Source organism: Flavobacterium microcysteis, from assembly GCF_006385255.1.
GTDB lineage: Bacteria > Bacteroidota > Bacteroidia > Flavobacteriales > Flavobacteriaceae > Flavobacterium > Flavobacterium microcysteis.
Map to the genome: position 1 here is coordinate 290,250 of NZ_VFJE01000052.1, position 25,016 is coordinate 315,265.

Genomic DNA, 25,016 nt, shown 5'->3' on the forward strand with positions numbered 1-25,016 from the left:
TCTACCATGAAATCTGTTTTCCTTTTTCTTCTGCTTGCTGGTCAGGCCGTATTTTCGCAAGACCTTAAAATTATGAGCTATAACATTAGGCTTGATACTCAAAGCGATGGGGATAACCAATGGTCAAAGCGAAAAGAATTCCTGACGGATCAGGTGAAATTCTATACTCCAGATTTTATGGGCGTACAGGAAGCGTTGCCAGGACAGATGACCTATATTGATAGCACGCTTACAGGTTATGACTTTATTGGAAAAGGTCGTGATGACGGGAAATCTCAAGGAGAACATAGTGCTATTTTCTATAATTCTGATAAATTCAAACTTCTGGACGAAAATACATTCTGGTTGTCTGAAACTCCTGAAAAACCTTCAAAAGGCTGGGATGCGGCCTATAACAGAGTATGCACTTATGGCCTGTTTCAAAATAAAAAAACGAAAAAGAAAGTATGGGTATTCAATACCCATTTTGACCATGTTGGAGATATTGCCAGAGCCGAAAGCGCAAAGCTTATTTTAGAAAAAATCAGAAAAATCAATAGAGATAACCTGCCCGTTATTCTTACAGGCGATTTTAACCTTGAAGCTGATACACGACCATTACAGTTTATTAAGGAACAAATGGAGGATGCGCAAAAAGTATGTAGGGGAATTGTATTTGGGCCGGAAGGTACTTTTAATGCTTTTGAATTCAACAAACCCGTAACCACAAGAATCGATTATATTTTTATCAATAAAAATAAAATGGAAGTGACCAAATTTGCCACATTAAGCGATTCTAAAAATTGCCGTTATCCGTCAGACCATTTTCCAGTTTATGCTGAAATCACTCTGAAATAAGGCTAGTTATGCTTTGCAATCTGGCTGTTAATAATCTGGAACAGACGCAGCGGTTCAAATGGTTTGATTAGAATATCATCCATACCCGACAATCTTGCTTCGTCTGTAATTTCGTCCTTATCAAATGCCGTAAGCGCAATTATCGGAATCTGTATGCCTTTATCCCGAATCATACGTGTCGTTTCAAATCCGTTAATAACCGGCATATTGATATCCATCAGAATAACATCAAAGTTTTCTTTGTCAAGAATTTCAAGAGCTGCATAACCGTCATCGACAACAACACATTGGTAATTATTTTTCTCGATGATTTTTTTAGTTACCATCTGGTTAATCTTGTTGTCTTCAACGACAAGAATTTTATAGGAAGAAGTATTTGTAGTATCCACGTCAATATTTTCTATATAAGATTGTGTTGCTTTTGCATCGTATTCAAAAGGAATCGTAAAGGTTACGGTTGTCCCCTCGCCTTCTTTACTTTCCAGCTGGATTGTGCTTCCTAAAAGTTCTAAAAGTCGTTTTACTATAGATAAACCAAGTCCGGTTCCCTGATAATCGCCTTCTTTTCTGTCAATCTGCACAAATTTTTCAAAGATTTTATTTTGATTTTCTATGGCAATACCGCAACCGTTATCTACAATTTCAAATTTGACATAATGGATATTGCCCATTTTTTTCTCCAATGCTGCTGACAATCGTATGGTTCCGTTTTGCGTAAATTTTAAGGCATTGCTGGTAAGATTTACCAAAATCTGGGACAGACGCAACTTATCGCCTATTAAGTATTCCGGGATTTCTATGCCTACATCAATCATGACCTTGTTATTGTTTTTGATAGCAATGAACTGCAAGGCTTCTTTGACTTTTTCGATTTCGTCTATAATGTTGAGTGGCAATTCTTCAAGGACAATCTTTTTATCTTCTATTTTGTGAATCTGCAACAGGTCGTTGACAAGCGAGAGAAGATAACGTGCTGAGAATTTCAAGGAATTAATATGCTGGCTATTTTCTAATTCTTTGTGTTCATCCAGAATCAGGTTTGTTATTCCAATAACCCCATATAAAGGCGTTCTTAATTCATGGGTTACGGTAGAAATAAACTGGCTTTTCAGTTTTGAAGATTCTTCCGCCTTGTCTTTTGCAATTTTTAACTCGGAATTGCTTTCTAAAAGCTGCTGGTTGACCTTTTTTCTATAGATACTGTTTTTGTAGAAAGTATACAGTAATAGAAGTAGAATAATAAGTATGGCCAAAAACAGAATAACGATGATTTTGGAATTCTTAAGATTTTCCTGCTGTGCATATTTCTCCAGTTCAATCTTGTCAATTTTTCTTCTGGATTCATCCAATTCAATCTGGACTCCTGCTATCTGAGCACTTTTCATCTTTTCATGATTGTGCAAATCGTCTTTCAGCTTTTCATAATCGACTTTGTTCAGATAGGCATTTTTATAATCCTTGACCTTAAAGAGGTGTTTTGAATATTCAGCATAGGTGTCTGCTAGAGCGTTCTGCTGTTTGTACCGGATTCCGTAATCAATCGCAGTCTTGAAATAAAAGCTGGCCTGCTTGTTATTGCCCTTATTGCTGTAATACATTCCCAAAAGATTGTTTACAATTACTCTCGACTCAATGTCGCCGTATTTGTCAAGATGTTTTTCGACATTTTTGAGATAAGGATATCCTTGTTCAAAATCTTTTTTATTGAAATAAGCCCAGGTCAGGTTCATTTCCGTAAAGATAATCTCAGTAGTGTCTTCGCCTTTAGTAGCGTATTGCAATGATTTTTTATAATGGTAGATTCCTTTATCGTAATCTTTAATCATAAAATTATAAAGATTACCGATATTATTGTGAATCCAGTCTTTTATAGTGTCATTTTTGGTCTTTTCGGAGTATTGGAGTGCCTTTTTATAATAGGCAAGTGCCATTTTTGTATTAAGAAGTTCCTCATGACAACCGGCAATAGTATTGTAGGACATCGCAACATAGTCGTATTGCTTGTTCTTGTAAGCCAAATTTAGAGCCTGTTTTGAAACCTGTAACGATTCCATGTATTTTAGGTCTATGAGTAGGCCATCGGCTTTGCATATGAGATCATATATCTGAACCCTTACTTTCCTTAATGAATCCTTTTCTTGTGAAAAGGACAGATTGCAAAAAAATAACAGGATAAGAACATATGAAATTATTCTACTTCGGGGCATAGATAATTTTTATCCAAATATAACTTATATAATAAAAAAATCTCGGTATGAACCGAGATTTTGTTGTTTTTTAATTTCGTATTAATTTTTTGTATTTGATACGTTTTGGAGTCAGGTCGCCTCCTAAGCGTTTTTTCTTATTTTCCTCATAATCAGAGAAACTTCCTTCAAAGAAATAAACTTCAGAGTTTCCTTCAAACGCAAGAATGTGCGTACAAATTCTGTCCAGGAACCAACGGTCGTGGGAAATAACTACCGCACAACCTGCAAAATTCTCAAGACCTTCTTCTAAAGCACGAAGCGTGTTAATATCCAAATCGTTGGTAGGCTCATCCAGAAGCAATACGTTTCCTTCTTCTTTTAGTGTCATAGCTAAATGCAGACGGTTTCTTTCACCACCGGAAAGTGTGCTTACTTTTTTGTTTTGGTCGCTTCCTCCAAAGTTAAATCGGCTTAGGTAAGCTCTTGAGTTTACCTGCTTTCCTCCCATCATAATTAATTCCTGTCCTTCACAGAAATTTTCCCAGATCGATTTATTAGGATCAATATTAGAGTGGCTTTGATCTACGTATGCAATCTTAACGGTTTCTCCAATAGTAAATTCTCCTTTATCCGGAGTTTCTTCACCCATAATCATTCTGAAAATAGTGGTCTTACCAGCACCGTTTGGCCCGATAATACCAACAATTCCAGCCTGTGGCAAAGTGAAATTCAAATCTTCATACAAAAGTTTATCGCCATAACCTTTGGCTACGCCTTTTGCTTCGATTACGTTTGTTCCCAAACGAGGTCCATTAGGGATATAGATTTCCAGATTTTCATCCAGTTGTTTTTGGTCTTCATTTAAAAGCTTGTCATAGTTTTGCAAACGTGCTTTTTGTTTGGTCTGACGGCCTTTGGCTCCCTGGCGTACCCAATCCAACTCTCGTTCCAATGTTTTTCTTCTTTTAGAAGCTACTTTTTCTTCTTGCGCCATTCTTGTAGATTTCTGGTCAAGCCAAGAAGAATAGTTTCCTTTCCATGGAATACCTTCGCCTCTATCCAATTCCAAAATCCATCCGGCTACGTTATCCAAGAAATAACGGTCGTGCGTTACGGCAATTACAGTTCCTGAATATTGCGCAAGGTGCTGCTCCAACCATAATACTGATTCTGCATCTAAGTGGTTAGTAGGCTCATCAAGCAAAAGTACATCTGGCTGCTGTAATAAAAGTCTACATAATGCCACACGCCTTCTTTCTCCTCCTGATAGTACTTTTATTGGTGTATCTGGTTCCGGAGTACGCAAAGCATCCATAGCGATTTCTAGCTTGGTATCAATTTCCCAAGCACCTAAAGCGTCTATCTTATCTTGAAGCTCTGCCTGACGATCCATCAATTTCTGCATTTTGTCTGCATCTTCATAAACCTCAGGCAATCCGAACTGGTCGTTGATTTTGTTGAATTCATCTAAAACAGCCATGGTTTCAGCCACACCTTCTCTTACGATTTCAATTACGGTTTTGTTTTCATCCAATTGAGGCTCTTGTTCCAAATAACCTACTGTGTAGCCTGGTGCGAAAACCACATCACCTTGGTAGTTTTTATCAACCCCGGCAATGATTCTTAATAAAGATGATTTTCCAGAACCGTTAAGTCCAAGAATACCAATTTTAGCTCCGTAAAAGAAACTAAGGTATATGTTTTTTAATACTTGCTTGTCGCTGCTTTGGTAAGTCTTGCTTACTTTCTGCATCGAAAAAATTACCTTCTTATCGTCTGACATGAGTTTTATTTATTTTATACGTTAATTCGTGTTCACAAGCTACAAAGATAGTCGGAAATAAAAATAAAGCAAAGACTAGCTCAATAGAAATTCATTCAGGAAAATACTTCCTATTCTTTATACTTCTATCTGATAGATTCTCGATTCTTCTTCCCATGGATGATAGCCTTGCCCAATATAGCGAAAACCATATTTTTCATAGTAGCCAACATGGTCTGTGCATAAATTCAGGTATTTGAATCCGCCTGTTTTGGTATCCTGCTTTGCTTTTTCAAAAAATAAGGCTGCATAGCCATTCCCTCTGTGTTCTTCATCAATATATAAGGCGCAAAGCCAAGGATATAGATCTCCCCTACTGATAAAATCATTGGTTATCAATCCGGCACAGCCTATTATTTCATTGTCTTTTTCCAACAGATACCATTGTGGCAGAAATTGTTCCGCATCAATACAGTTTGAAACACAGTCTTCATATATAATTGGTGAAACTTCAGACCAGCTTTGCTGAAGGTATTTTATGGCTATATCTTTATATTCAGGCTCTTGCCTTACTGATAGTATTCTCATTTTAAATTTTAATTTATTGATTATCGAAACGATACATTTATACGTTTTTGTTTTGCGACTCTGCGGCTTTGCATGAAAATATCGCTCGCAAAGGCGCAGAGCCGCAAAGATATTTATTATGGTAAGCTGTACGACTTAAATAAGGTCGGGAAAACTTTTGCTTATGAAGCTAATCTAGTTTTTTAGTTTTCTGAATTCTTCTTTTTTTGAAATCAAAAAATCACTTGTTTCCAACACATTGTTGTCATTCACAAGAGTTGCCATTTTAGGATCAGCATAACAGAATTCAAGGAAAATTTCTATCTCATCCTCCTTTAATTTTAAAGTATTGAGGAAAAAGTCTTTGTTGAAATTATCTGAAACATATTCCTTCATTTCTACGTGGGTTATGACCTTGTCTTTCTTCTTTTTGAAGAGTTTTCCAATCATTTTACCAATAGCTACAAAATTAAGTCCGTCTTTTATGGAGCCATTATACACCATCATATTATTTGGAGAATTATTCAATATATTATCTACTGACCTTAATGGCTCTACTATAGGAGGCACAAGCTTCACATCATCTACTTCTTTAGTAATTTCTACCTCTACTAACTGTATTGCTTCCTGATTCATGCTTGTCTCAACACCCGTTTTTCCAAAATCTTTCTGATTAAGGGTAATTTTTCTGGCTGTATAATTTTTTCCTGCAAAAATCAGTACATCGCCAACTTTTGCCGGAATAGAGAATTTTCCAGAAACGTCTGTCACAACCACTGAACCGTTTGTCTGATTGATAACTTCAATGCCTCCAGTTGGAAAACCATCAGTGGTAACCTTTCCCTGAACTGGTTTTTCAGACTGGCTGAAAGCAAACTGGACTGCAAATAAAAATAGCGCAACAAGAGAAGTAATTTTCATCAATTAGGGAGTGATTAAAAAAAGTTATACAAGCCTTTCAAAAATAATCTTTTTCTTTCATTATTGGATTTAGGACTATTCTTTTACAACAAAATTAACTTCTTTATGTTATTTTATAAAAATATAGGAACTAAGGTGCTAAGGAACTAAGGAAAAGTCCTAGAACCTTAGCAACTTAATACCTTTTTATTTCAGCCACAAATTAAAATGATTACACAGATTTCAGAAGTCCACATCAAATGAAAGAAGATACAAAAATTACTTTTCAATGATTTTCTCATACACATATAAAACACACAAACTTAGAAATTCAGTGCCTTAGCCTCTTAGCACCTTTTCTGCATAAACTTAGCACCTCAGAACCTTAGCACCTTAGTACCTCTCCTAACCTCTTTCCATTTTTCAGAAAAAAACTTACCTTGCAGAAACATTTATCCTGAATGAAACTTCTCGAAATACTGAATCATATACATCCGCTTTCTCAAGAAGCGGCACAAAAAATCTTGGGATATAGCACTGAAATTCGATTATCAAAAGGACATATTCTCCTGGAAGCTGATAAGACAGAGACTTCTATTTATTTTATTAAAAAAGGTATGGTCAGGGCCTTTGCTCCCAAGGAAGAAAAAGATATCACTTTTTGGTTTGGCAAAGAAGGAAGTCCTATTGTTTCTATGAAGAGTTATGTTGCCAACCTTCCTGGTTATGAATGTGTAGAATTGTTAGAAGATTGTGAATTGTATGAAATCAAAAACAAAGACCTTCAACAGCTTTTTCTTGAAGATATCAGCATAGCCAATTGGGGACGCAAATTTGCAGAAATCCTTTTGGTACAAACCGAAGAGCGTCTTATTTCCAAATTATTCAAATCGGCAAAAGAGCGCTATCTGGAGCTGTTGAAAGACAATCCTGATTTTGTGCAAAGAATACAGCTTGGCTATATTGCTTCTTATTTAGGAATCACTCAAGTCAGCCTAAGCCGAATCAGAGCTGAAATAAAATAAGAGTACCCTATCAAATAACGGAAGATGAACAAAATCTACTTTCAATAACTTTCTCTTTTATTCACAAAATATATAACCTTAGTACCTCTTTTTATTCCAGCCACAGATTAGAACAATTACACTGATTTAAGGAGTCTATACCAAATGAAAGAATAGTATAAGAAACTCCTTTCAGTGACTTCCTCATATACATAAAAACACAAAAACTTAGCATCTCAGTGCCTTAGCAACTTAGTACCTTTTTTCATAAACTTAGTACCTCAGTCACTTAGTACCTTTTTAATATTTTTTATCATTTGTAAAAAAAGGTTTCATTCTAAGAAACGACCTTTGCATAGAATTTTTAAAGAAAAAAGTTTATGAACTGGATTATCTTAATCATTGCAGGATTGTTTGAAGTTGCTTTTACCTTTTGTTTAGGTAAAGCTAAAGAAGCCACAGGTAATGAAGCCTATGCCTGGTATGGCGGATTTCTTGTTGCGTGTATTATCAGTATGTCGCTGTTGATTAAAGCTACCCAAAATCTTCCACTTGGAACGGCCTATGCTGTTTGGACAGGTATTGGTGCCGTAGGAACAGTATTGCTTGGAATATTTGTTTTTAAAGACCCTGCTAATTTTTGGAGGATCTTTTTTATCGTGACATTGATTGCTTCAATTGTGGGTCTGAAAGCCGTTTCTGCTCACTAATTAAATTTAATGAATAAAAAAAGCGGGCTATTATAGTCCGCTTTTTCCTTCTGCCCAATAGGGTTCTGTTATTATTTTTTTACTTCTAATTCCTTTTGACAACAAGAATTTGCGGAAAGCCTGAATGGACTTGGTGCGTCCCGTCAGGTAAAAAACCGTGTCTCCGGCTGTTACCCAGAAATCTTCTTCCCATTCTTTTATGATATCAATAACAGGCTGTGCAGGCGAATCTGTTGATTTGTCTACAATTTTTACTGAGCTTCCCAATTTGCTGGCCCAATCCCGATGAGCTTCATCAAGTTCTGCAAAACCAAAGAAAAACTCTCCCTTGCGTTCGGCTTCTTCTTCCATACATTTCATCCAACCCAAGGAAGTTTCATCGCCAAATAAGAAATGATTTTCCCGGTTTTCTGAATAATGCAGCTTTCCTCCCGGCCCTAATAGTTTTGCTTTATCTCCCATTTTCAATCCTTCTGCCCATAGACTTCCCGGCCCCAGACCGTGCAAATAGAAAACTATTTCGCAAAATCCTGCTTTGGCATCAAAGGCTGACAAGGTATAATGGCGGTATTCTGTATCGTTTACCCGCACTTTGATTACATTTCCTGGTGCAAATTTTATTTTCCTGAAATCGCCTTCAAAGCGTACTCTTTTTAATTTTTTATCTAAATATTCTATATCGGTTATAATCATTTCATGCATGAACCGCTGATACACAACTTCCATGGTATCTCCCAGCCATTTTGGTACTGTCGTCATTTTTGATTTTTTATTTGTTTAGATTGATTCTAAATAATTATCTTTGTACAAATGTCTGTCTTTCTTGCTTACTTTAGTTACGCAAGACGGATGTTGTTTTACGTTAAACGGATAAGTATGAGAATTACCATAAATGATAGCGATCTGGATGAGATTCTTTTTGAAAAAGATTTCCATGCAGCCTATGATGGCCTAACGGATATTATTGAGCAGGATACACAATTGTTCGATAACAGGATTGGATATACCGATATTTCAGAAATATGGTTTGATGGCGTACATACTTTACGTCGCCGTTCAAAATTAAATCAGGAGGTCTGCCTAAATGCCAAAAGTGATAGTTCTGTATTTGAAATGCATTTTTCACTAACAGGAAGTGCAGAAGTCGAATCGCTTAATAGCAAGTTTGATTATTCTTTTGGACCTCAGCAGCATAACTTTTTTTATTCGAGTAATTTTGAAGGAAAGTTTCGTGGTGGCAAGCAGGAAATGCCTAATGAAGTTTTTGAAATCCATTTTACAGAAAATTATTTCAACCGTTTTGCGGATATGGAAAGCAAGACAATTGACCGGTTTCTTAAAGAAATTGACAAACAAGAAATTAGCAATTGCCTGAGTCCTCAGAATATGCCTATTACAGCCCAAATGAATCTTATTCTTTCGGAGATTAACCAATGCAAACGTAAAGGTGTTTTAAAGCGATTATTTCTGGAATCTAAGATTTTAGAGCTTTTCATGCTCCAGATTGAGCAGTTTGAAAGCGCACAGGCAACTCCTTCTTCAGAAAAATTTAAAAAGGAAGATGTTGAAAAGATTTACCATGCTCAAAAATTGCTAGAACAGAATATAGCTGAGCCTTATTCCTTGTTGGAACTCGCTCATAAAGTGGGGCTTAACGATTTTAAACTCAAAAAGGGTTTTAAGATGATTTTTGGCACTACTGTTTTTGGTTATCTGCATGAAATCCGTATGCAGCAGTCAAAGCGTATGTTATTGGAAGAGAATAAACCAGTTAAAGAGGTTGCTGCGTATTGCGGTTATCAGTATGTGCAACATTTCACTACTGCCTTTAAGAATAAGTTTGGCATTACGCCAGGTAAACTGGCCCATTCATAAAAAAATCCGCTTTTTAGCGGATTTCTTTTTTATCGATAGCTTACGTATGCTTTTTATACGCGGCCTTTGAGCGAGCTGAAAACCCATGCAATGGCAAAAAAGCCAATTCCTACTGCTGCAAAACCCCAGCCGGCTACGTCGTCATAACGAAATATGCCTAAACCAATCAACAGCAGTCCCATCAAGACCATGACAAAGGTTGCCCAGCCTAGTATGGTGTTTTTATTCATTCCCATAAATATATTTGTTTATTCTTTTAAAAAAAGTGAATTGCAAAGGTCGGGAAAAATATTCGGATTGCCGAAAGGAAAATGTTTTTTTGAGGTTCTGAGGTTCTGAGGGAATAAAGGTACTGAGGCGCTGAGGTGCTAAGGCGCTAAGGTTTTCCCTTAGTACCTTAGAACCTTTTTACCTTTCTACCTTATTTACTTTTCTCCTCTTTTCTCGCAATTAACAGTAAGTCGGTTACGGGATTATTTGTTGGTCCTTTGTACTTTTTACGGCGTTCGTCAATGATGGTAAATCCGTTTGTTTGTAATGTTGTCAGTAAAAAATCAGCTGGATAATAATGCATGTATATGGCATCGCCGGAACTTCCTTTTTCCCATCCTGATGTTTCATAGTCATTTTCCATAGTACTTATGAAAAGTAGGCCATTTTGCTCTAGTCTGTTGTATGCGTCTGCAATGAGTTTTTGGGTTTCTTCTTTGGAAAGATAGGGCAAGCAAAATGCAGCTACAATACCATCGTAGTTTTTAGAGTCTTTGCCCAAATCCCGACAGTCCATCAGTCCGAATGTTGCAGATGGATTATTGGCTTTTGCCAATTCAATCATTCTTGGAGCCAGATCAGTAGCCAGTATTCTAAAATCCGGACGTTTTTCGAGTAAATATTTTGTGACATTGCCTGGACCGCAAGCAAGTTCCAGGATTGAGGCATTGGGTTTTAGAATGTTATCGCAAAACAGGTTTAGGGAATCAGCATATAATCCTACATCCATAAATTTATCCTGATATCTATCCGCTAGTTTGTCAAAAAGGGCTACTGCTATTTTTGTTTTATCAATTGTTTTAGGTTTCACGGGAATCCAGATTTCTTCTTCTGATTCCGGGCTGCCTTGTTTGTATTTGTCGCCTAACAATTCGAAATGTTCTCTGGTGTCAAGCATGTAGTCTGAATTAGGAAGCCAGGTATTAAAAATATATCCAAATATTTCTGCTCCGGTTTCGGGTCCGCCTTTGTGTGTAAAAACAGCATATTCTCCGCCTTGTATGGTATAGCTTTCCATGCCATCAGGAATGGCTTCAAAATTATCTACTGCAACAGCTGCCCATTTTGTAAATTTCCTGTCTAGGCTAAAGTTTTCAAAATAGGTAGTATCATATAGCTGCATGGAAAAAAAGTCCGTATTCAGGCTGTTTATAACTTCCTTTCGTCTGGGCATAAAAGCGCTCCAAAGTGCAAATGTTTGGTTATTGGCTAACGACATTTCCTTGTGTATTCCAACAAGACGTGTTAAGGGAAGTGTTTTTAGTATAGGCTCCATATCCTTATTTTAATCGGTCGTAATAATAAGCAAAAAATTCTCTGAACAGCGAATAAAAATCCCTGTATTCCGAATAATCAGGACTTACACTGCTTACTTTTTCAAGACCTTCTTTCTTGAACAGCATTTTGGTTCTCGTTAGGTGAAAGTATTGGGAAACAACAATAATACTGTTGTAATGCAGGCTGTCTTTCATTTGAAGTGTATTTGCCACAGTAGCAGTAGTATTATTACCTTTATTGTCTACAATAATCAAAGATTCCGGCATTCCTTTTCCTAACAGATAGTCTTTCATCTTGTCACCTTCCAAAAAACCTTCTTTTCCTAGTCCGCCGCTGACGATAATCTTTTTTACCCGTCCGTCTTGGTATAGCTTCAGGCCGCATTCCATTCGTTTCTCCAATCGTTCAGACAAAGTACCATCCGTATTTACTGTTGTCCCTAAAATTACTGCTATATCGGCTGACTTTCCTTCGTCTTTGTTTCCATCAGTGATGATGTAGATAATGTGTATGCTGAACCATAAAAAAAGAAGAATACTGAATAGTTTTATTATTTTTTTGTAGTTCATGAGGTACATCAAATTATGAATAACTTATCCTTTCAGTTAGCTTATTTTTCATTCTTACTTTCATTTAAAAACCCCTCAAGAGCATTTAAATAATCCGTTTCAATATCAATTATCCTTATAGAGTTAAATTCAAAATTTTCTTCTCCTATAAATACACCTTTGACACTCAACTTGTTTATTCTAAATGATTTTTCATTTATTTTAGTAATTAACCCTATAATACAGTATTCACTACTTTCAAATTCAAATGCAACTAATTTTGAAGTATTTAAAAAGCTTAAAAGTAAACTTTGATAACTTTCAAGTAGTAAATCGGAAAAGGAATCTGATATTTTCTCATCATACCTCATCTTAATTATCTTATAATCAATCAATTCTTCAGATACTTCTACTACTTTCTTTATATATTTTTTATTAATAAAAGAATATCCGTCTAATACATAATCTACAAGATTATGATTCACTAAAACCCATTGATTTCCTTCTTTTATTTTAACACCTGTAATCAACTTTGATCTTCTGCTAATTTTTATGTCTATCAGCTCCATAGTATATTTTAAATTATTTATAATGTCTTCTTCCTGCATTTCCTTTTTTCCTCCTTTATGCAAGTGTGGGTTCAGCAATAGCTATTGTCTAATCTGTTGCAGTTGCTAATGATTTTGTGCTATTATATAAAAAGTTATTCCTAGGAAAAGAATTGTAGAAACCAAATAAGCTATTATGCAAATATTTCCTTTTATTACTGCTGAATCTGCTTCATCTTCATACCGTTCAATTATTTGCTTGTATCTTTTTTTATATAGAAAAGTAAATGACAGGATAACTAATAATAGAAAATATAATACTATCGGATAGATTGGTGATAATATTTTTTTGGGGATATTACCAGTAATACAATCAAACAGAACATAGGATAAACACATCAAATTAAATAATAATGCTCCTCCAACACCTATAATTGTTGAACCAACCGGTGTGGTGAAATTGTTTACCGAAAGTTGCATTCTATAAAACCTATAAAAAATAAAATCTACAATTCTCATTTATATTTTGATTTATTAGGATTAAAATGAGCTTAAAGAAAACTCATCAAAATTCTTGATTGTTTATGCGCTGAAAGTGAATATCCGTTTTAATTTTCAAAAATAATTCATTCAATTATCTTAAAAGTATCAAAAGAACGATAAACGGTGCTATTAGATATAAGAAAAGATTAATAATTTTCTTTCTCCTATTATTATCATATTTCTGATGAAATTCTTTTAATAATCGTTTTGTTCTTTTTCGGTTATAAAACAGAATAAATAGTATTAGTGTAGGAACGGACCATATTAAATTTGTAGACTTACTTGTTCCGTACCGTCCAAAATCAAATCTCACAGCATAGATTCCCATTATATTCAATATAATTTTTAGTAGTATAAGAAAGTGGATAAAAGCAGTAAGAAACACGTGAATACTCCCAGATATTCTTCCATCACTATTACGTTTTTCCCAATATCTATAAAAAAAAACAATAAATAAAATTATAAATGTTCATGTTAATCTAAAGAGAGATTACCCGTTTTTAAAATTCCTAAAAAAGATTCTATATTAAAATATTTTCCATCATACATATCAACTTTAATACTATTATTAAAAAACTCCAGGTTACTTTCATCATATTCAATCAGCTCTTTTACAAAAGCTAAATAATCGGGTTTATGGGTGATTCTAAATAGAATTAAGCTTGCCAGTAATTGTTCGTTTTGATGATAAACTTCATGATCTCTTATATAGGTTAAATTTTCCAATAGAGCGTCTATGTATAAAAACTTAATGTTTTTGTTTAAATACTGTAAGGATGCCAAAACTAAAAAATTATTGTCTTCCGCATCGATTATTAAAAGTTCGAGAATCTTACTGTAGCTAATATCCAAACCAAAATCTGTTGCAAAATAGATTAAATCAGACAAAAACTCTTTGTTTTCATGTTCCAGATTTGAATTGATAAAATTTTCGATGTACAATAATTCTTTCTGATGGAAATGAGCATATTCTTTTAAAAAAGATTCAACAAGCTCTTTCTCTTTTAAATTTAAAATAAAGCTTATGTCATCTAAAGAAAGATGAATTTTATCTTCACATAATTGCAGGATAATTTTATGAGCTTCTATAAAATTGAGCTTCTCTATATTTATTAATCTTTCATTCATTGCTTTTTCTTATGCAGTAGATTTATTCTTTTAATTTACTTTTCATGTACGTTTTATGCAGTAGCATCTGAGGAATGAACATCAAACAGATAAAAAGAAATTGTACTTTAAACACATTACATAGTATGGATATTACGATTGCTATTATTGAAAAAAGCAGGACAAGGTTAGTTAGCTTATAGGCTAATTTTAAATATCCTTTTCTAGCAAATTCATCCCAACTATCAATTATTTCAGGACTATATGGCTTCGTAATTGTTCTCAGATACGTAATAAAATCAGATGCATCCCGGGAGCCAATTTTTGAATTATTTATATAAATAACCCGATCAGAAGTTTTAATCTTTTTTAATAATCTTCCTTCATCAATAACCATAACTCTGATATCTTCAAGGTTAACGACTTCTATATCCTTATAATTAAATAATGTTTTTCTTTTCCATTCAAAATTTAGTTTTTCATCCTTAACGGTTATAACTATGTGTCCAACCACATAATAATACAACACTATCAAAAAGATTGGAAATAGTAAAAAGGCAATAAAAAAGGAATTAAAATGGGACGCAATAAGTATAGAACCAATAAACAAAAATGGGGATAAAAAAAGACACCATAAAACTCTTGATTGTTTATATACATTAAAAGTAAATTGATTCATTCTTAATTTTTGTGTTCGTAATTCTTATATCTATAAAAAAAGGGTTCCTAACCCATCGGCCTATAACCAGACTGTCTTTTAGAATTTTTGCCTAATTACTCCAAGAGCTATAAGCACTAGTATAGGCAATACAAAATAGCAGAGAATCCTTATAGTGTTTTTTTTTATTATCCTTATATTCAATATAATATTTCTTCAACAATCTCTTTGTTCTGTTTTTATTGTAAAATAAAAAACAACAAATGGTCATAGGTATACACCATAAGAGGTAGGTTGTTTTATTGGTTCCATACTCACCATAATTCGGTAGCTTATAGATTATACTTCCTGTTATGCTTCTAACAATCTCTCTTACTAAAAGTAGTTGAATTAACAGTGCACACAAAACATGTATACTACCTGTTAACCGGCCGTCACTACCTCTTTTTTCCCAGAACTTATAAAAAAAGCAATATATAAAATTGTAGATGCTCATAATTCAGAGTTGAGACCTTAGCTTGGACAAAATTGACAATTTATCTCTTGCCGCAAATATATTCTATTTGATTGGGAGGAATGAGTTTGGGTTTTAAAAATAATAAAAAACTGCAAGATTGACTTGCAGTTTTTAAACGTATGAAATAGTGTTTTTTTAATTAACCTTATTAATACTAATCAGCTGCCAAAACTCTCTATAGGTAACACCTCCATTTACAAAAGTCCCATCTACTTTTATAAAAGTAGCTGTTTCGCCATAACCTAGAGAAACTGGGCTTGCTTTGGTCAATAAGATATTTTTTGAGGTATCAAACTTCACATAATTGCCATTGGATCGTATTGTTACGGTTTCACCTGCGCTCAAAACTGACTTTATTTCATTGATTTGTAAAGCAGAACTATTAACTGTTACAAATCTATATCCACCCGCATTGATTGCATTTGCTGTGCTATTGATAATATTATTATCAATCCCATAAGTCATCCCTAATTGCGGAATTTGGAAAGAATTATTAGATGCATTTATTTGGGAATCGACACTGTAGTTTCTAATAAATAAATTGTTTTCATTATAAATATCGGTAACGGCAACATAGTTTCCTTGCACATTTACCTGGGCACCTTCCGTATAGATACAACTTCCTGTAGGAATACCGCCTATAACATTTGCTGTAGTTACCTTATTGTAATACGATCCAAATCCCGAAGCATTTGCGAATCGGCTATTAATAATATTTATTCCTCTACTCGGAAGAGGCGGTACCGTATTACTTTGGACTATACCAACTGCACGATCAAGCATCTCGAACCAGCAATTATCAAAAGTAATATTTTCACCAAATTTTATAAAAGCGCCATATTCCGAATACTGGAAAGTACAGGTAATAAATTTTACCACGGAAGACTGAACATGGGCATTACTTTCAATTACAACATTAAAATATTTACTCATGGTCATTGATGTTGCATTCGGATTATCAAAACCTACGTAGCGTCCATCAAAACCACAATTTATAAAAGTCATCTGTCCTTGCTGCCCCTGAATCAATAAACAAGCTGAAGCATCTGTCTGACGTGCAATATTGACATTCTCAAATATAAGATCTTGATTAGGAAGCTTATAATTATAGTTTGCTCCACCACCTCCTTCTAATATTATCCCAGATCCATTGAACTGGTTGATGCGTATATTTTTAAACGTAGCGTTCCATAGTCCACCATCATTATTAGTCCCTCCGGGTTTTGCTTTTAAATATATAGCATTTTTTGTATTATTTTCATCGTATTTAACTCCACCTGTTAGGGTTAAATTTGAAATATTTACACCTAAAATCCTTCCTGAATCCATTTCAATCATATTCCCATTTTTTTGATCATTTGATGCAGTTAAGATGGTAGTTGCTGTACTTTCTCCTTCAATACTGACACCACTTTTTAATATTAAAGGGTTTTTAATTAAATAATTCCCTGTAGGTATGTACACTACAGATCCAGCGTAGGTTTTGTTAGTGTAGTATGCACCATTTTCATTTGAATTTTCGGCATTTTTAGCTGCAAAATCAATGGCTTTTTGAATTCTTTCACCATCTTGTATGTCAAAACCAATGACACCAAAGTATCTAATGTTAATCCTTCCATCAATAAGCCTAAACCAGCCACCGGTAGCAACTCCAGCAGGTCTAACAATGGTACCGTCATTGTCTGGAAATTTGTTATCGGTTGCGAGAAGATCACGCCAGATAAAATTTCCCTGACCACCATCACCATAATTGCTATGTCCTTTTATGTAAACAATTTCACCTGGACTTCCCACTTTTGTTCTTAACTCGCTTATCGTATTATATACTCTGATTGCTGTATTGGTATTTTGAGAAGTTTGTGAAAACAAGGCGTAAGGGACACTCAATAATTGATTTCCTCCTGATATGGTAAAATTAGTACCTCCATCAGGATCGATTAAAATGTTCAAGTATTTGTTAGTATTATTTCCCCAATTAATTTGGCTGAATAAGACATTATTGGCTGGAGTAGAATTCCCTATGTTAATACTATACTGTCCATATACATTCGTATGTATCGGAGAGAATGTTTCCGTGAATATTGGCGTGCCTAAAAATGGATTGGTTGTATAATCTAGTATTTCAACTTTGATTGTTACATTAGCATTACTAACAATCTGCCCATTAGACCTGTATACTGTTCCTCTATGGCTTATTCCTTGTGGTGGTGGCGTTTGTGAGAACACATTAAAACTCACTAAAAATATAAAGTAAACTATTTTTCTCATTGCTTAATAATTTTAAAAGTTTTTGAACTGGAAATATCTGTTTTTAGTATATAGGTTCCTTGTGCCAAACGAGATAAATCTATTTGGTTATTTACCACTTCTTGATTTAAAACCATCTTGCCTTCTGAAGAAAAAATAAATATTTCTCCTACGGGCTTTCCACTTATAGAACTTATATTTAAAATGGCTGATACAGGATTCGGATATACAATAATATCATCAACATCCTCAAGCAAATTCTCCTGTTCTTTTGGAATAATTTCTATAGATTTTGATACTATGTCTTCATTTTGAATTTTGAAAACCACAAAAACTTCTCCCGTATTAAAACTCATGTAACCCGAATAATTAGCAGAACTGCCAACTATACCCTCTGACTGTGAAAACATGCTGGAATATAATCCCAACGCTATCAATGTTAACAGATTTTTTCTATTGCCTATCATAAACATTTAATTTACAAGAAGATATGTTCAAATATAATTATTTTCTCAATCTAAAATAAATTCCTACAAAATAAATCTTAATAGCTTTTAAATTTTAAAAATTGTAAGGCTTGCTTACTATTAATAGTACTGTATAATCTTACATCTATTACCTATCAGTAACCCTTCACCTCTTACTCCAAAATACATTTATTGAATCATATCAATCAAATTCTCATTCATAACTGTCATTTACTTTTTTCGTGTTGTCTTATAGGTGACAAAAAACAATCTTTGACTTGTTATAATCAACCAGTGAAAATTAATTAAATACTAAATACTAATTTTTTTTAATAAGTGCCTCTGCAAGTTTTCTTCATAAACTTAGGTTTAGTTAATACAAAATAAAGCCTAGAGGCACTTTAAAAACATTTGATTGGAAATTCAAGACTAATTATAAATTATAGAATGAAAACACATAAATAAAGTTAGAACAGCTGCTTGGGTAATTTTTTTCAGATTTAGTTATTTTGATTAACAGCAACTTTAATTTCCTAAAAAAATGAAAGAGCAGCTTTCTTTTGCTACTATAAAGTGCTTCCCTCCTTTTTTCATCGTTTAGTTTTATGAATATAATAAGGGAAGTGCTTTTTAATAATAAGCCCAAAACACTCTGGAAGATAATGACCTCTTATAATCAACAATGAGATTTGCCATACGGGGGTATAGATTTAAATTTTGTTAGTTGGGTTAAATTATAAGAGGTCGGCTAAGATGTTAAGGCTGCTCTCCGAACATTTTTCATAAAAAATTTTTAAATCATCATAGTTTATTTAAATGAAAAATTATTGCGTTATACACTATTAAAATTGGAGAGCGCCTTACTTTTTAGCATAAAGCTTTGTGGAGTAAGATTAAGAAATACCTATGCCATACAGATATGAACTATTCTCATTCTGTTATGGCTTTTATACATAATAAAAATATCAAAATATAGCGCTGTGATAGCGCCTGTTTAATTTAATCAAATATACTTAAAAAATGAAAAACTTTACACATCCCCACCGGAAGAAATTCCGGACCAAGCAATGGCTGACATTGCTGTATTGCTTAGGCATGGGCATTTTTCTTTATGCCTACTCAGGGCCAGGAATGCTACAGCCTGAAAAAACAACTGTTGCACCAGGTTCACTAGCCTATTGTACACCTTCAGGAACTGGAACAAGCTATTATATTAAGAATTTTAGCACTACCGGAGGTTTTCTTAACATTACAAATATGAATACCGGAATAGGAACCGGAGGTTATTCCAATTCTACTACACAAATTGTACGTCAAGCAGCTGGAGGCAGTTTTAACTTTGCAGCGACCTACAGTTCTGGAACTTATGGCTTAGCTATATGGGTTGATTGGAATGGAAATACAACCTTTGAAGCCTCTGAAAGAGTGTTTAACACTACAGAATACGGTTCTACTCCAACTGGAACAATTACAATTCCTGCAGCTACTGCTAACGGTAGCTATCGTATGAGAGTCTTGGCAGATTATAACAAATCTAATCCAGACAATCCATGTACTTTCAATTCAGGAAACGGAGAAGTAGAAGATTATACTTTAGAAGTGGGTGATCCACCTTCATGTATGCCTCCAACTGATCTTGGAGCTGGAAACATCACTCTTACTTCTGCACAGCTTTCATGGATGGGCGAAGGAACAGTATTTGATGTAGAATACGGTCCTTCAGGGTTTACATTAGGTACAGGAACACAGGCTTCATCTGTTGCAAATCCATACAATGCTACTGGATTGACTTCAGATAGAATGTATCAGTTTTATGTACGCAGAGATTGCGGAGCAGGCGATAAAAGTGTATGGGCAGGACCTTTCAGCTTTTATCCTGGTTACTGTCTTCCAGCTGCTACCTCAACAAGTTATTTTATAAAAGATTTCACTACTTCTGGAGGAGTTGGTGCCAATATCAGCAATACAAATACGGGTATTGGAACCGGAGGTTACTCTAATCATACTGCTATGAAAGTACAGCAGTTTGAAACCGGAACAATCAACTTCAGTGCTGCTTATAGCTCTGGTTCCGGTTTTGCTATCTGGGTAGATTGGAACAATAACATGGCATTTGATACTGATGAAAGAGTATTCAATACTACTGCTTATGGTGCTGCTGCTACAGGAAGTTTTACCGTTCCGGCTGGAACTCCAGTAGGCAATTACCGTATGAGAATACGTATGGATTACAACAATAGCAGCCCGTCAAATGCTTGTACATTTAATTCAGGTAATGGAGAAGCGGAAGATTATACGCTTGAAGTAATTACTCCTCCGTCTTGTATGCCTCCATCTGATCTTGGAGCTGGAAACATTACTTTTACAACGGCACAACTTTCTTGGTTGGGCGATGGAACTCTGTTTGATGTAGAATACGGCCCTGCTGGTTTCACACAAGGAACTGGAACCATGGCTTCATCTGTAGCAAATCCTTATGATGCTACAGCGCTGACTCCTGACACCGCTTATCATTATTATGTACGAAGAGATTGTGGAGCAGGAAACAAGAGCCCATGGGCTGGACCTTTCCGTTTCTATACAGGATACTGTGTTCCGGCTGCAACATCGACAAGCTACTTTATAAAAGATTTTGTCACTACAGGTGGATTTAGCAATATCAATAATACAAACACCAGTATTGGAACAGGCGGTTATACCAATTATGCAAACAATGCCGCAATGAAAGTAAGCTATTTCGAAGGCGGATCTGTAAGCTTCCGTGCAGCATATAGTGGCGGTTCTGGTTTTGCTATTTGGGTAGACTGGAACAAAAATATGGCGTTTGATGCTGATGAAAGAGTATTCAATACTACTGCTTATGGAGCTGCTGCTACAGGAACTATCGCCGTTCCAGCGGGAACTCCTGTAGGAAACTACCGTATGAGAATCCGTATGGATTATAACAACAGTAGCCCATCTGACGCTTGTGGGTTTAATTCAGGTAATGGAGAAGCAGAAGATTATACTTTTGAAGTTGTACCAACACCATCTTGCTTGCCTCCTACTGATCTTGGAGTAGGAAATACAACCTTTACTTCAGCACAATTTTCTTGGCTAGGTGATGGAACTCAATTTGACGTAGAATATGGTCCTGCTGGTTTCACACAAGGAACTGGAACCATGGCTTCATCTGTAGCAAATCCTTATGATGCTACAGCATTGACTCCTGAAACTTCATACGAATATTATGTACGTAAAATTTGTGGTGGAAACAAAAGCTCTTGGGCTGGACCATTCCGTTTCTATACAGGATACTGTGTTCCGGCTGCTACATCAACAAGTTACTTTATAAAAGACTTTACGACTACTGGCGGAATTACCAATATCAACAATGTAAATACAACTATTGGAACTGGAGGTTATTCAAACTTCACTACAATGAAAGTGCGTCACTACGAAACTGGGGTAGTTAACTTCAGTGCAGCGTATAGCGGTAGTTCTGGTTTTGCAATGTGGATTGACTGGAACAAAAACATGGCTTTTGACGCAGACGAAAGAGTATATAACACAACTGCTTATGGTGCTGCTGCAACAGGAAGCTTCACTATACCAGCCGGAACTCCAGTTGGCGAATACCGTTTGAGAATCCGTATGGATTATAACAACAGCAGTCCATCTGATGCTTGTGGGTTTAATTCAGGTAATGGAGAAGCAGAAGACTATACACTTGAAGTAGTTACTCCTCCAACTTGTATGCCTCCTACACAATTAGGAGCTGGAAATATATTATATACAACAGCACAATTCTCATGGATGAGCGAAGGAACTCTATTTGACATAGAATACGGACCAGCAGGTTTCACACAAGGAACAGGAACTATCGTTTCTTCTGTTGCTAATCCTTACAATGCTACAGGACTGACAGCAGATACTGCCTACCACTACTATGTACGTAGAGATTGCGGAGCAGGTGATAAGAGTCCATGGGCTGGCCCTTTCCGTTTCTTTACGGGACCATGTAAACCAGCGGCTAACACTACTAGTTATTTTATAAAGAACTTCACAACAACGGGTGGCTTTATAAACATCAACAATCTAAACACTGGCTTCGGAACTGGAGGTTACTCTAACTATGCTGCTATGAAAGTACAGCAATTTACTGGTGGAGTTGTAAACTTTAGTGCTGCTTATAGCACCGGATCTGGGTTTTCAATCTGGGTAGACTGGAACAACAACATGACTTTTGAAGCTTCTGAAAGAGTATTCAATACTACAGCTTATGGAGCTGCTGCTACCGGAACGATTACTGTTCCTGCAGGTACTGCTTTAGGTAGCTACAGAATGAGAATAATGATGGATAACAATACAAGCTCTCCAAACAATCCATGTGAATTTGTTGAATATGAAGACTGGGATTGGGGAGACGTATATTACAGTGGTGAAGCAGAAGATTATACTTTTGAAGTAACCACTCCTCCAACTTGTATGCCTCCTACAGATTTGGGTGCTGGAAATATGACTTTTACAACAGCACAACTTTCTTGGTTGGGCGAAGGAACTGCATTTGATGTAGAATACGGACCTACCGGATTCACACAAGGAACAGGAACTGTCGTTTCTTCTGTTGGAAATCCATATAACGCTACAGGATTGACATCAGATACAAATTATCAATATTATGTACGCAGAGATTGCGGTTCAGGTGATAAGAGTCCATGGGCTGGACCATTCAGTTTCAGAACAGGATACTGTATGCCGACTGCTACATCAACTTCTTACTTTATCAGAGATTTCTCTACTACAGAAGGATATGTAAACATCGTCAATACAGGTACTACAATAGGAACTGGAGGTTATTCAAACTTCTCTACTTTGAAAGTACAGCAATCTGAAGGCAGATCAATCAGCTTTAGCGCAGCATACAGCAGCGGTTCAGGTTTCGCTATCTGGGTAGACTGGAATAAAAACATGGCTTTTGATGCTGACGAAAGAGTATTCAACACTTCAGCATATGGAGCAGCAGCAACAGGAACCTTTACCGTTCCGGCTGGAACTCCAGTAGGAAGTTACAGAATGAGAATCCGTATGGACTATAACAACAGCAGTCCATCTGATGCTTGTGGATTTAATTCAGGAAACGGAGAAGCAGAAGACTATACAATCGAAGTAATTGCTCCGCCATCTTGTATCCCACCATCCAACTTGGGAATTGCAAGCATGACTTCAACATCAGCGCTGCTTTCATGGACTAGTGACGGTACATTGTTTGATGTAGAATACGGAACAGCAGGATTCACACAAGGAACAGGAACTACACGCACAGGAGTAGCGAACCCACTAAGCATTACAAACTTAACGGCTGATACTGCTTACCAGTTTTATGTACGTAAAGATTGTGGATCTGGTGACAAGAGTCTTTGGGCTGGACCATTCCGTTTTACAACGGCTTATTGTACGCCTGCTGCCACTTCAACAAGCTACTATATCAGCAGCTTTACGACTACTGGCGGTGCAACAAATATCAGCAATACAGGTACAACTATAGGAACAGGTGGTTATTCTAACCATACTGCTATGAAAGTACAGCAATATGAAGGCGCTTCTATCGATTTTAGCGCAACTTATATTGGCAGCTCTGGTTTTGCAATCTGGATTGATTGGAACAACAACATGGCTTTCGAGGCTTCTGAAAGAGTATTCAGTACAACTGCTTATGGTTCTTCTGCAACTGGAACAATTACTGTTCCGGCGTTGACTCCTGTAGGAAACTACAGAATGAGAATCCGTATGGATTATAACAACAGTACTCCTACTGACGCTTGTAGTTTTAATTCAGGAAATGGAGAAGCAGAAGATTATACTTTTGAAGTTGTTACTCCTCCAGCATGTCCAGCTCCAACAGGTGGAACAGCCGGAAGCCTTACAACTGCAACAGCACAATTATCATGGATAAGCGGTGGAACTTTATTCGACATTGAATATGGACCAAGAGGATTTACACAAGGTACAGGAACGATGGCTGCAGGAGTAGCTAATCAACATACGGTTTCAGGACTTTCTGCTAATACTCCTTACCAATTCTTTGTACGTAGAGACTGCGGAGCTGACGGTAAGAGCAACTGGGCTGGACCATTTGCTTTCAGAACAGCATGTGGCACTCAAACAGTTCCTTACTTAATTGATTTTGAAGATGTAACAACACCTGAAATGCCGTCTTGTACTTCAATTCAAAATGCTGGTACTGGAAATAACTGGAAAACAGATGCTATTAGCAGAGGAGGATTCAATTCTAAAGTATTGAATTATGGTTATAATTCATCTAACCCAGCCAATGCTTGGTTCTACACAAACGGTATACAGCTTGAGCCAGGAACCAACTATGTATTGAAATTCCAATATGCCAACAGCGGTAACACTAGTTGGGTTGAAAGTATGAAAGTGAACATAGGAGCTTCTGCTGATTTTAATGCAATGACAAGAAATTTGGTAGATTATCCGTCTATTACAAACGATGCTCTAATTGAATCTTCTACTACGTTTACAGTAGAAACAAGTGGTGTGTATTATATTGGTTTCAATGCTTATTCAATCACAAACAGAGCGCAGATTTATGTAGACAACATCTCTATTGATACAGCTTTATCTAACCCTGATTTCGATGCTACAGCCTTTAAGGCCTATCCGAACCCGGTAAAAAACATCTTGAACCTTTCTTATAGCAAGAACATTACAGATGTTGCCGTATTCAACCTTATTGGACAGCAAGTGATGACAAGAACAATAAACGATGATAAAGGACAGATTGATATGTCTGGTCTGCCTTCCGGTACTTATATGGTTAAAGTAACAGCAGATAATGCCGTGAAAACTATCAAGATAATCAAACAAGATTAATAAGGTGGATTAGTTTAGGTTTCTTTTAATCGGGCATATATAACGGATTTAGTTAAAATAGGGAACTTTTCTTTCTATATATGCCCACTTATTAAGATCGCGGTGGTAGTAGA

19 protein-coding genes are annotated in these 25,016 nt (G+C 35.7%); 5 read left to right on the forward strand and 14 right to left on the reverse strand.

Going from position 1 to position 25,016, the window contains the following annotated elements; genetic code table 11:
• Positions 1 to 6: 6 nt before the first annotated feature.
• Positions 7 to 837: an endonuclease/exonuclease/phosphatase family protein gene (locus FJA49_RS06885; RefSeq protein WP_140000207.1), complete on the forward strand. Its 831-nt coding sequence runs from the start codon at positions 7 to 9 to the stop codon at positions 835 to 837.
• A 2-nt stretch (positions 838 to 839) separates the two neighbouring features.
• Here FJA49_RS06885 and FJA49_RS06890 read toward each other — a convergent pair whose 3' ends face one another.
• The 4 genes from FJA49_RS06890 to FJA49_RS06905 all read right to left on the reverse strand — a co-directional run bounded on the left by FJA49_RS06890 (position 840) and on the right by FJA49_RS06905 (position 6,276).
• Positions 840 to 2,891 carry an ATP-binding response regulator gene (locus FJA49_RS06890; RefSeq protein WP_233590082.1) on the reverse strand — a complete coding sequence of 684 codons (2,052 nt, stop codon included), beginning with the start codon at positions 2,889 to 2,891 and terminating at the stop codon, positions 840 to 842.
• Between the two features lie 223 nt (positions 2,892 to 3,114).
• Positions 3,115 to 4,809: an energy-dependent translational throttle protein EttA gene (ettA, locus tag FJA49_RS06895; RefSeq protein WP_140000211.1), complete on the reverse strand. Its 1,695-nt coding sequence runs from the start codon at positions 4,807 to 4,809 to the stop codon at positions 3,115 to 3,117.
• A gap of 117 nt (positions 4,810 to 4,926) precedes the next feature.
• Positions 4,927 to 5,376 (reverse strand): GNAT family N-acetyltransferase, encoded by a 450-nt coding sequence (locus tag FJA49_RS06900; RefSeq protein ID WP_140000213.1) that lies wholly within the window; start codon positions 5,374 to 5,376, stop codon positions 4,927 to 4,929.
• A gap of 174 nt (positions 5,377 to 5,550) precedes the next feature.
• A complete protein-coding gene (locus tag FJA49_RS06905; protein WP_140000215.1) occupies positions 5,551 to 6,276 on the reverse strand; it encodes a hypothetical protein in 726 nt (241 codons plus the stop codon).
• 440 nt (positions 6,277 to 6,716) lie between these two features.
• Here FJA49_RS06905 and FJA49_RS06910 point away from each other — a divergent pair, with 440 nt between their 5' ends.
• Together FJA49_RS06910 and FJA49_RS06915 are read left to right on the forward strand one after the other, a co-directional pair.
• Positions 6,717 to 7,280 carry a Crp/Fnr family transcriptional regulator gene (locus FJA49_RS06910; protein ID WP_140000217.1) on the forward strand — a complete coding sequence of 188 codons (564 nt, stop codon included), beginning with the start codon at positions 6,717 to 6,719 and terminating at the stop codon, positions 7,278 to 7,280.
• A gap of 359 nt (positions 7,281 to 7,639) precedes the next feature.
• On the forward strand, positions 7,640 to 7,969 hold the full coding sequence (locus FJA49_RS06915) for a DMT family transporter (RefSeq protein WP_056073199.1): 330 nt from the start codon (positions 7,640 to 7,642) through the stop codon (positions 7,967 to 7,969).
• A gap of 30 nt (positions 7,970 to 7,999) precedes the next feature.
• Here the strand turns inward: FJA49_RS06915 and FJA49_RS06920 are convergent, their stop codons facing one another.
• A complete protein-coding gene (locus tag FJA49_RS06920; RefSeq protein ID WP_140000219.1) occupies positions 8,000 to 8,728 on the reverse strand; it encodes a siderophore-interacting protein in 729 nt (242 codons plus the stop codon).
• A 117-nt stretch (positions 8,729 to 8,845) separates the two neighbouring features.
• On the opposite strand from FJA49_RS06920, the gene FJA49_RS06925 reads away from it, so the two are divergent.
• Complete coding sequence (locus tag FJA49_RS06925) at positions 8,846 to 9,844, forward strand: AraC family transcriptional regulator (protein ID WP_158629457.1); 999 nt, start codon at positions 8,846 to 8,848, stop codon at positions 9,842 to 9,844.
• 53 nt (positions 9,845 to 9,897) lie between these two features.
• Here FJA49_RS06925 and FJA49_RS06930 read toward each other — a convergent pair whose 3' ends face one another.
• From FJA49_RS06930 to FJA49_RS06970, 9 genes are all read right to left on the reverse strand, one after another.
• Complete coding sequence (locus tag FJA49_RS06930) at positions 9,898 to 10,080, reverse strand: CAL67264 family membrane protein (RefSeq protein ID WP_121377184.1); 183 nt, start codon at positions 10,078 to 10,080, stop codon at positions 9,898 to 9,900.
• A 185-nt stretch (positions 10,081 to 10,265) separates the two neighbouring features.
• Positions 10,266 to 11,390 (reverse strand): GyrI-like domain-containing protein, encoded by a 1,125-nt coding sequence (locus tag FJA49_RS06935; protein ID WP_140000223.1) that lies wholly within the window; start codon positions 11,388 to 11,390, stop codon positions 10,266 to 10,268.
• Positions 11,391 to 11,394: 4 nt separating this feature from the next.
• On the reverse strand, positions 11,395 to 11,961 hold the full coding sequence (locus tag FJA49_RS06940) for a YdcF family protein (protein ID WP_140000225.1): 567 nt from the start codon (positions 11,959 to 11,961) through the stop codon (positions 11,395 to 11,397).
• A gap of 41 nt (positions 11,962 to 12,002) precedes the next feature.
• Positions 12,003 to 12,548, reverse strand: a complete 546-nt coding sequence (locus FJA49_RS06945; protein WP_140000227.1) for a hypothetical protein — start codon at positions 12,546 to 12,548, stop codon at positions 12,003 to 12,005.
• A gap of 66 nt (positions 12,549 to 12,614) precedes the next feature.
• Positions 12,615 to 13,007: a hypothetical protein gene (locus FJA49_RS06950; RefSeq protein ID WP_140000229.1), complete on the reverse strand. Its 393-nt coding sequence runs from the start codon at positions 13,005 to 13,007 to the stop codon at positions 12,615 to 12,617.
• A 498-nt stretch (positions 13,008 to 13,505) separates the two neighbouring features.
• Positions 13,506 to 14,159 carry a hypothetical protein gene (locus FJA49_RS06955; protein ID WP_140000231.1) on the reverse strand — a complete coding sequence of 218 codons (654 nt, stop codon included), beginning with the start codon at positions 14,157 to 14,159 and terminating at the stop codon, positions 13,506 to 13,508.
• A 22-nt stretch (positions 14,160 to 14,181) separates the two neighbouring features.
• Entirely contained in the window at positions 14,182 to 14,817 is a 636-nt protein-coding gene (locus FJA49_RS06960) for a hypothetical protein (protein ID WP_140000233.1), read from the reverse strand.
• Between the two features lie 631 nt (positions 14,818 to 15,448).
• Complete coding sequence (locus tag FJA49_RS06965; RefSeq protein WP_140000235.1) at positions 15,449 to 17,581, reverse strand: glycosyl hydrolase family 28-related protein; 2,133 nt, start codon at positions 17,579 to 17,581, stop codon at positions 15,449 to 15,451.
• Positions 17,578 to 18,027 carry a T9SS type A sorting domain-containing protein gene (locus FJA49_RS06970; protein WP_158629458.1) on the reverse strand — a complete coding sequence of 150 codons (450 nt, stop codon included), beginning with the start codon at positions 18,025 to 18,027 and terminating at the stop codon, positions 17,578 to 17,580. Before FJA49_RS06970 ends, FJA49_RS06965 begins: the two co-directional genes overlap by 4 nt.
• 1,020 nt (positions 18,028 to 19,047) lie before the next feature.
• Here FJA49_RS06970 and FJA49_RS06975 point away from each other — a divergent pair.
• Complete coding sequence (locus FJA49_RS06975; protein WP_140000239.1) at positions 19,048 to 24,903, forward strand: GEVED domain-containing protein; 5,856 nt, start codon at positions 19,048 to 19,050, stop codon at positions 24,901 to 24,903.
• Positions 24,904 to 25,016: the final 113 nt, after the last annotated feature.

What these genes read in the sequence shown, in the direction of transcription:
- FJA49_RS06945 (WP_140000227.1), bottom strand. Translation starts at nt 12,548, where the DNA reads ATGCAGGAAGAAGACATTATAAATAATTTAAAATATACTATGGAGCTG.
- FJA49_RS06915 (WP_056073199.1), top strand. Translation starts at nt 7,640, where the DNA reads ATGAACTGGATTATCTTAATCATTGCAGGATTGTTTGAAGTTGCTTTT.
- FJA49_RS06965 (WP_140000235.1), bottom strand. Translation starts at nt 17,581, where the DNA reads ATGAGAAAAATAGTTTACTTTATATTTTTAGTGAGTTTTAATGTGTTC.
- FJA49_RS06970 (WP_158629458.1), bottom strand. Translation starts at nt 18,027, where the DNA reads ATGATAGGCAATAGAAAAAATCTGTTAACATTGATAGCGTTGGGATTA.
- FJA49_RS06940 (WP_140000225.1), bottom strand. Translation starts at nt 11,961, where the DNA reads ATGAACTACAAAAAAATAATAAAACTATTCAGTATTCTTCTTTTTTTA.
- FJA49_RS06920 (WP_140000219.1), bottom strand. Translation starts at nt 8,728, where the DNA reads ATGACGACAGTACCAAAATGGCTGGGAGATACCATGGAAGTTGTGTAT.
- FJA49_RS06925 (WP_158629457.1), top strand. Translation starts at nt 8,846, where the DNA reads ATGAGAATTACCATAAATGATAGCGATCTGGATGAGATTCTTTTTGAA.
- FJA49_RS06885 (WP_140000207.1), top strand. Translation starts at nt 7, where the DNA reads ATGAAATCTGTTTTCCTTTTTCTTCTGCTTGCTGGTCAGGCCGTATTT.
- FJA49_RS06935 (WP_140000223.1), bottom strand. Translation starts at nt 11,390, where the DNA reads ATGGAGCCTATACTAAAAACACTTCCCTTAACACGTCTTGTTGGAATA.
- FJA49_RS06950 (WP_140000229.1), bottom strand. Translation starts at nt 13,007, where the DNA reads ATGAGAATTGTAGATTTTATTTTTTATAGGTTTTATAGAATGCAACTT.
- FJA49_RS06975 (WP_140000239.1), top strand. Translation starts at nt 19,048, where the DNA reads ATGAAAAACTTTACACATCCCCACCGGAAGAAATTCCGGACCAAGCAA.
- FJA49_RS06910 (WP_140000217.1), top strand. Translation starts at nt 6,717, where the DNA reads ATGAAACTTCTCGAAATACTGAATCATATACATCCGCTTTCTCAAGAA.
- FJA49_RS06955 (WP_140000231.1), bottom strand. Translation starts at nt 14,159, where the DNA reads ATGAATGAAAGATTAATAAATATAGAGAAGCTCAATTTTATAGAAGCT.
- FJA49_RS06900 (WP_140000213.1), bottom strand. Translation starts at nt 5,376, where the DNA reads ATGAGAATACTATCAGTAAGGCAAGAGCCTGAATATAAAGATATAGCC.
- FJA49_RS06905 (WP_140000215.1), bottom strand. Translation starts at nt 6,276, where the DNA reads ATGAAAATTACTTCTCTTGTTGCGCTATTTTTATTTGCAGTCCAGTTT.
- FJA49_RS06960 (WP_140000233.1), bottom strand. Translation starts at nt 14,817, where the DNA reads ATGAATCAATTTACTTTTAATGTATATAAACAATCAAGAGTTTTATGG.
- ettA (WP_140000211.1), bottom strand. Translation starts at nt 4,809, where the DNA reads ATGTCAGACGATAAGAAGGTAATTTTTTCGATGCAGAAAGTAAGCAAG.
- FJA49_RS06890 (WP_233590082.1), bottom strand. Translation starts at nt 2,891, where the DNA reads ATGGAATCGTTACAGGTTTCAAAACAGGCTCTAAATTTGGCTTACAAG.
- FJA49_RS06930 (WP_121377184.1), bottom strand. Translation starts at nt 10,080, where the DNA reads ATGGGAATGAATAAAAACACCATACTAGGCTGGGCAACCTTTGTCATG.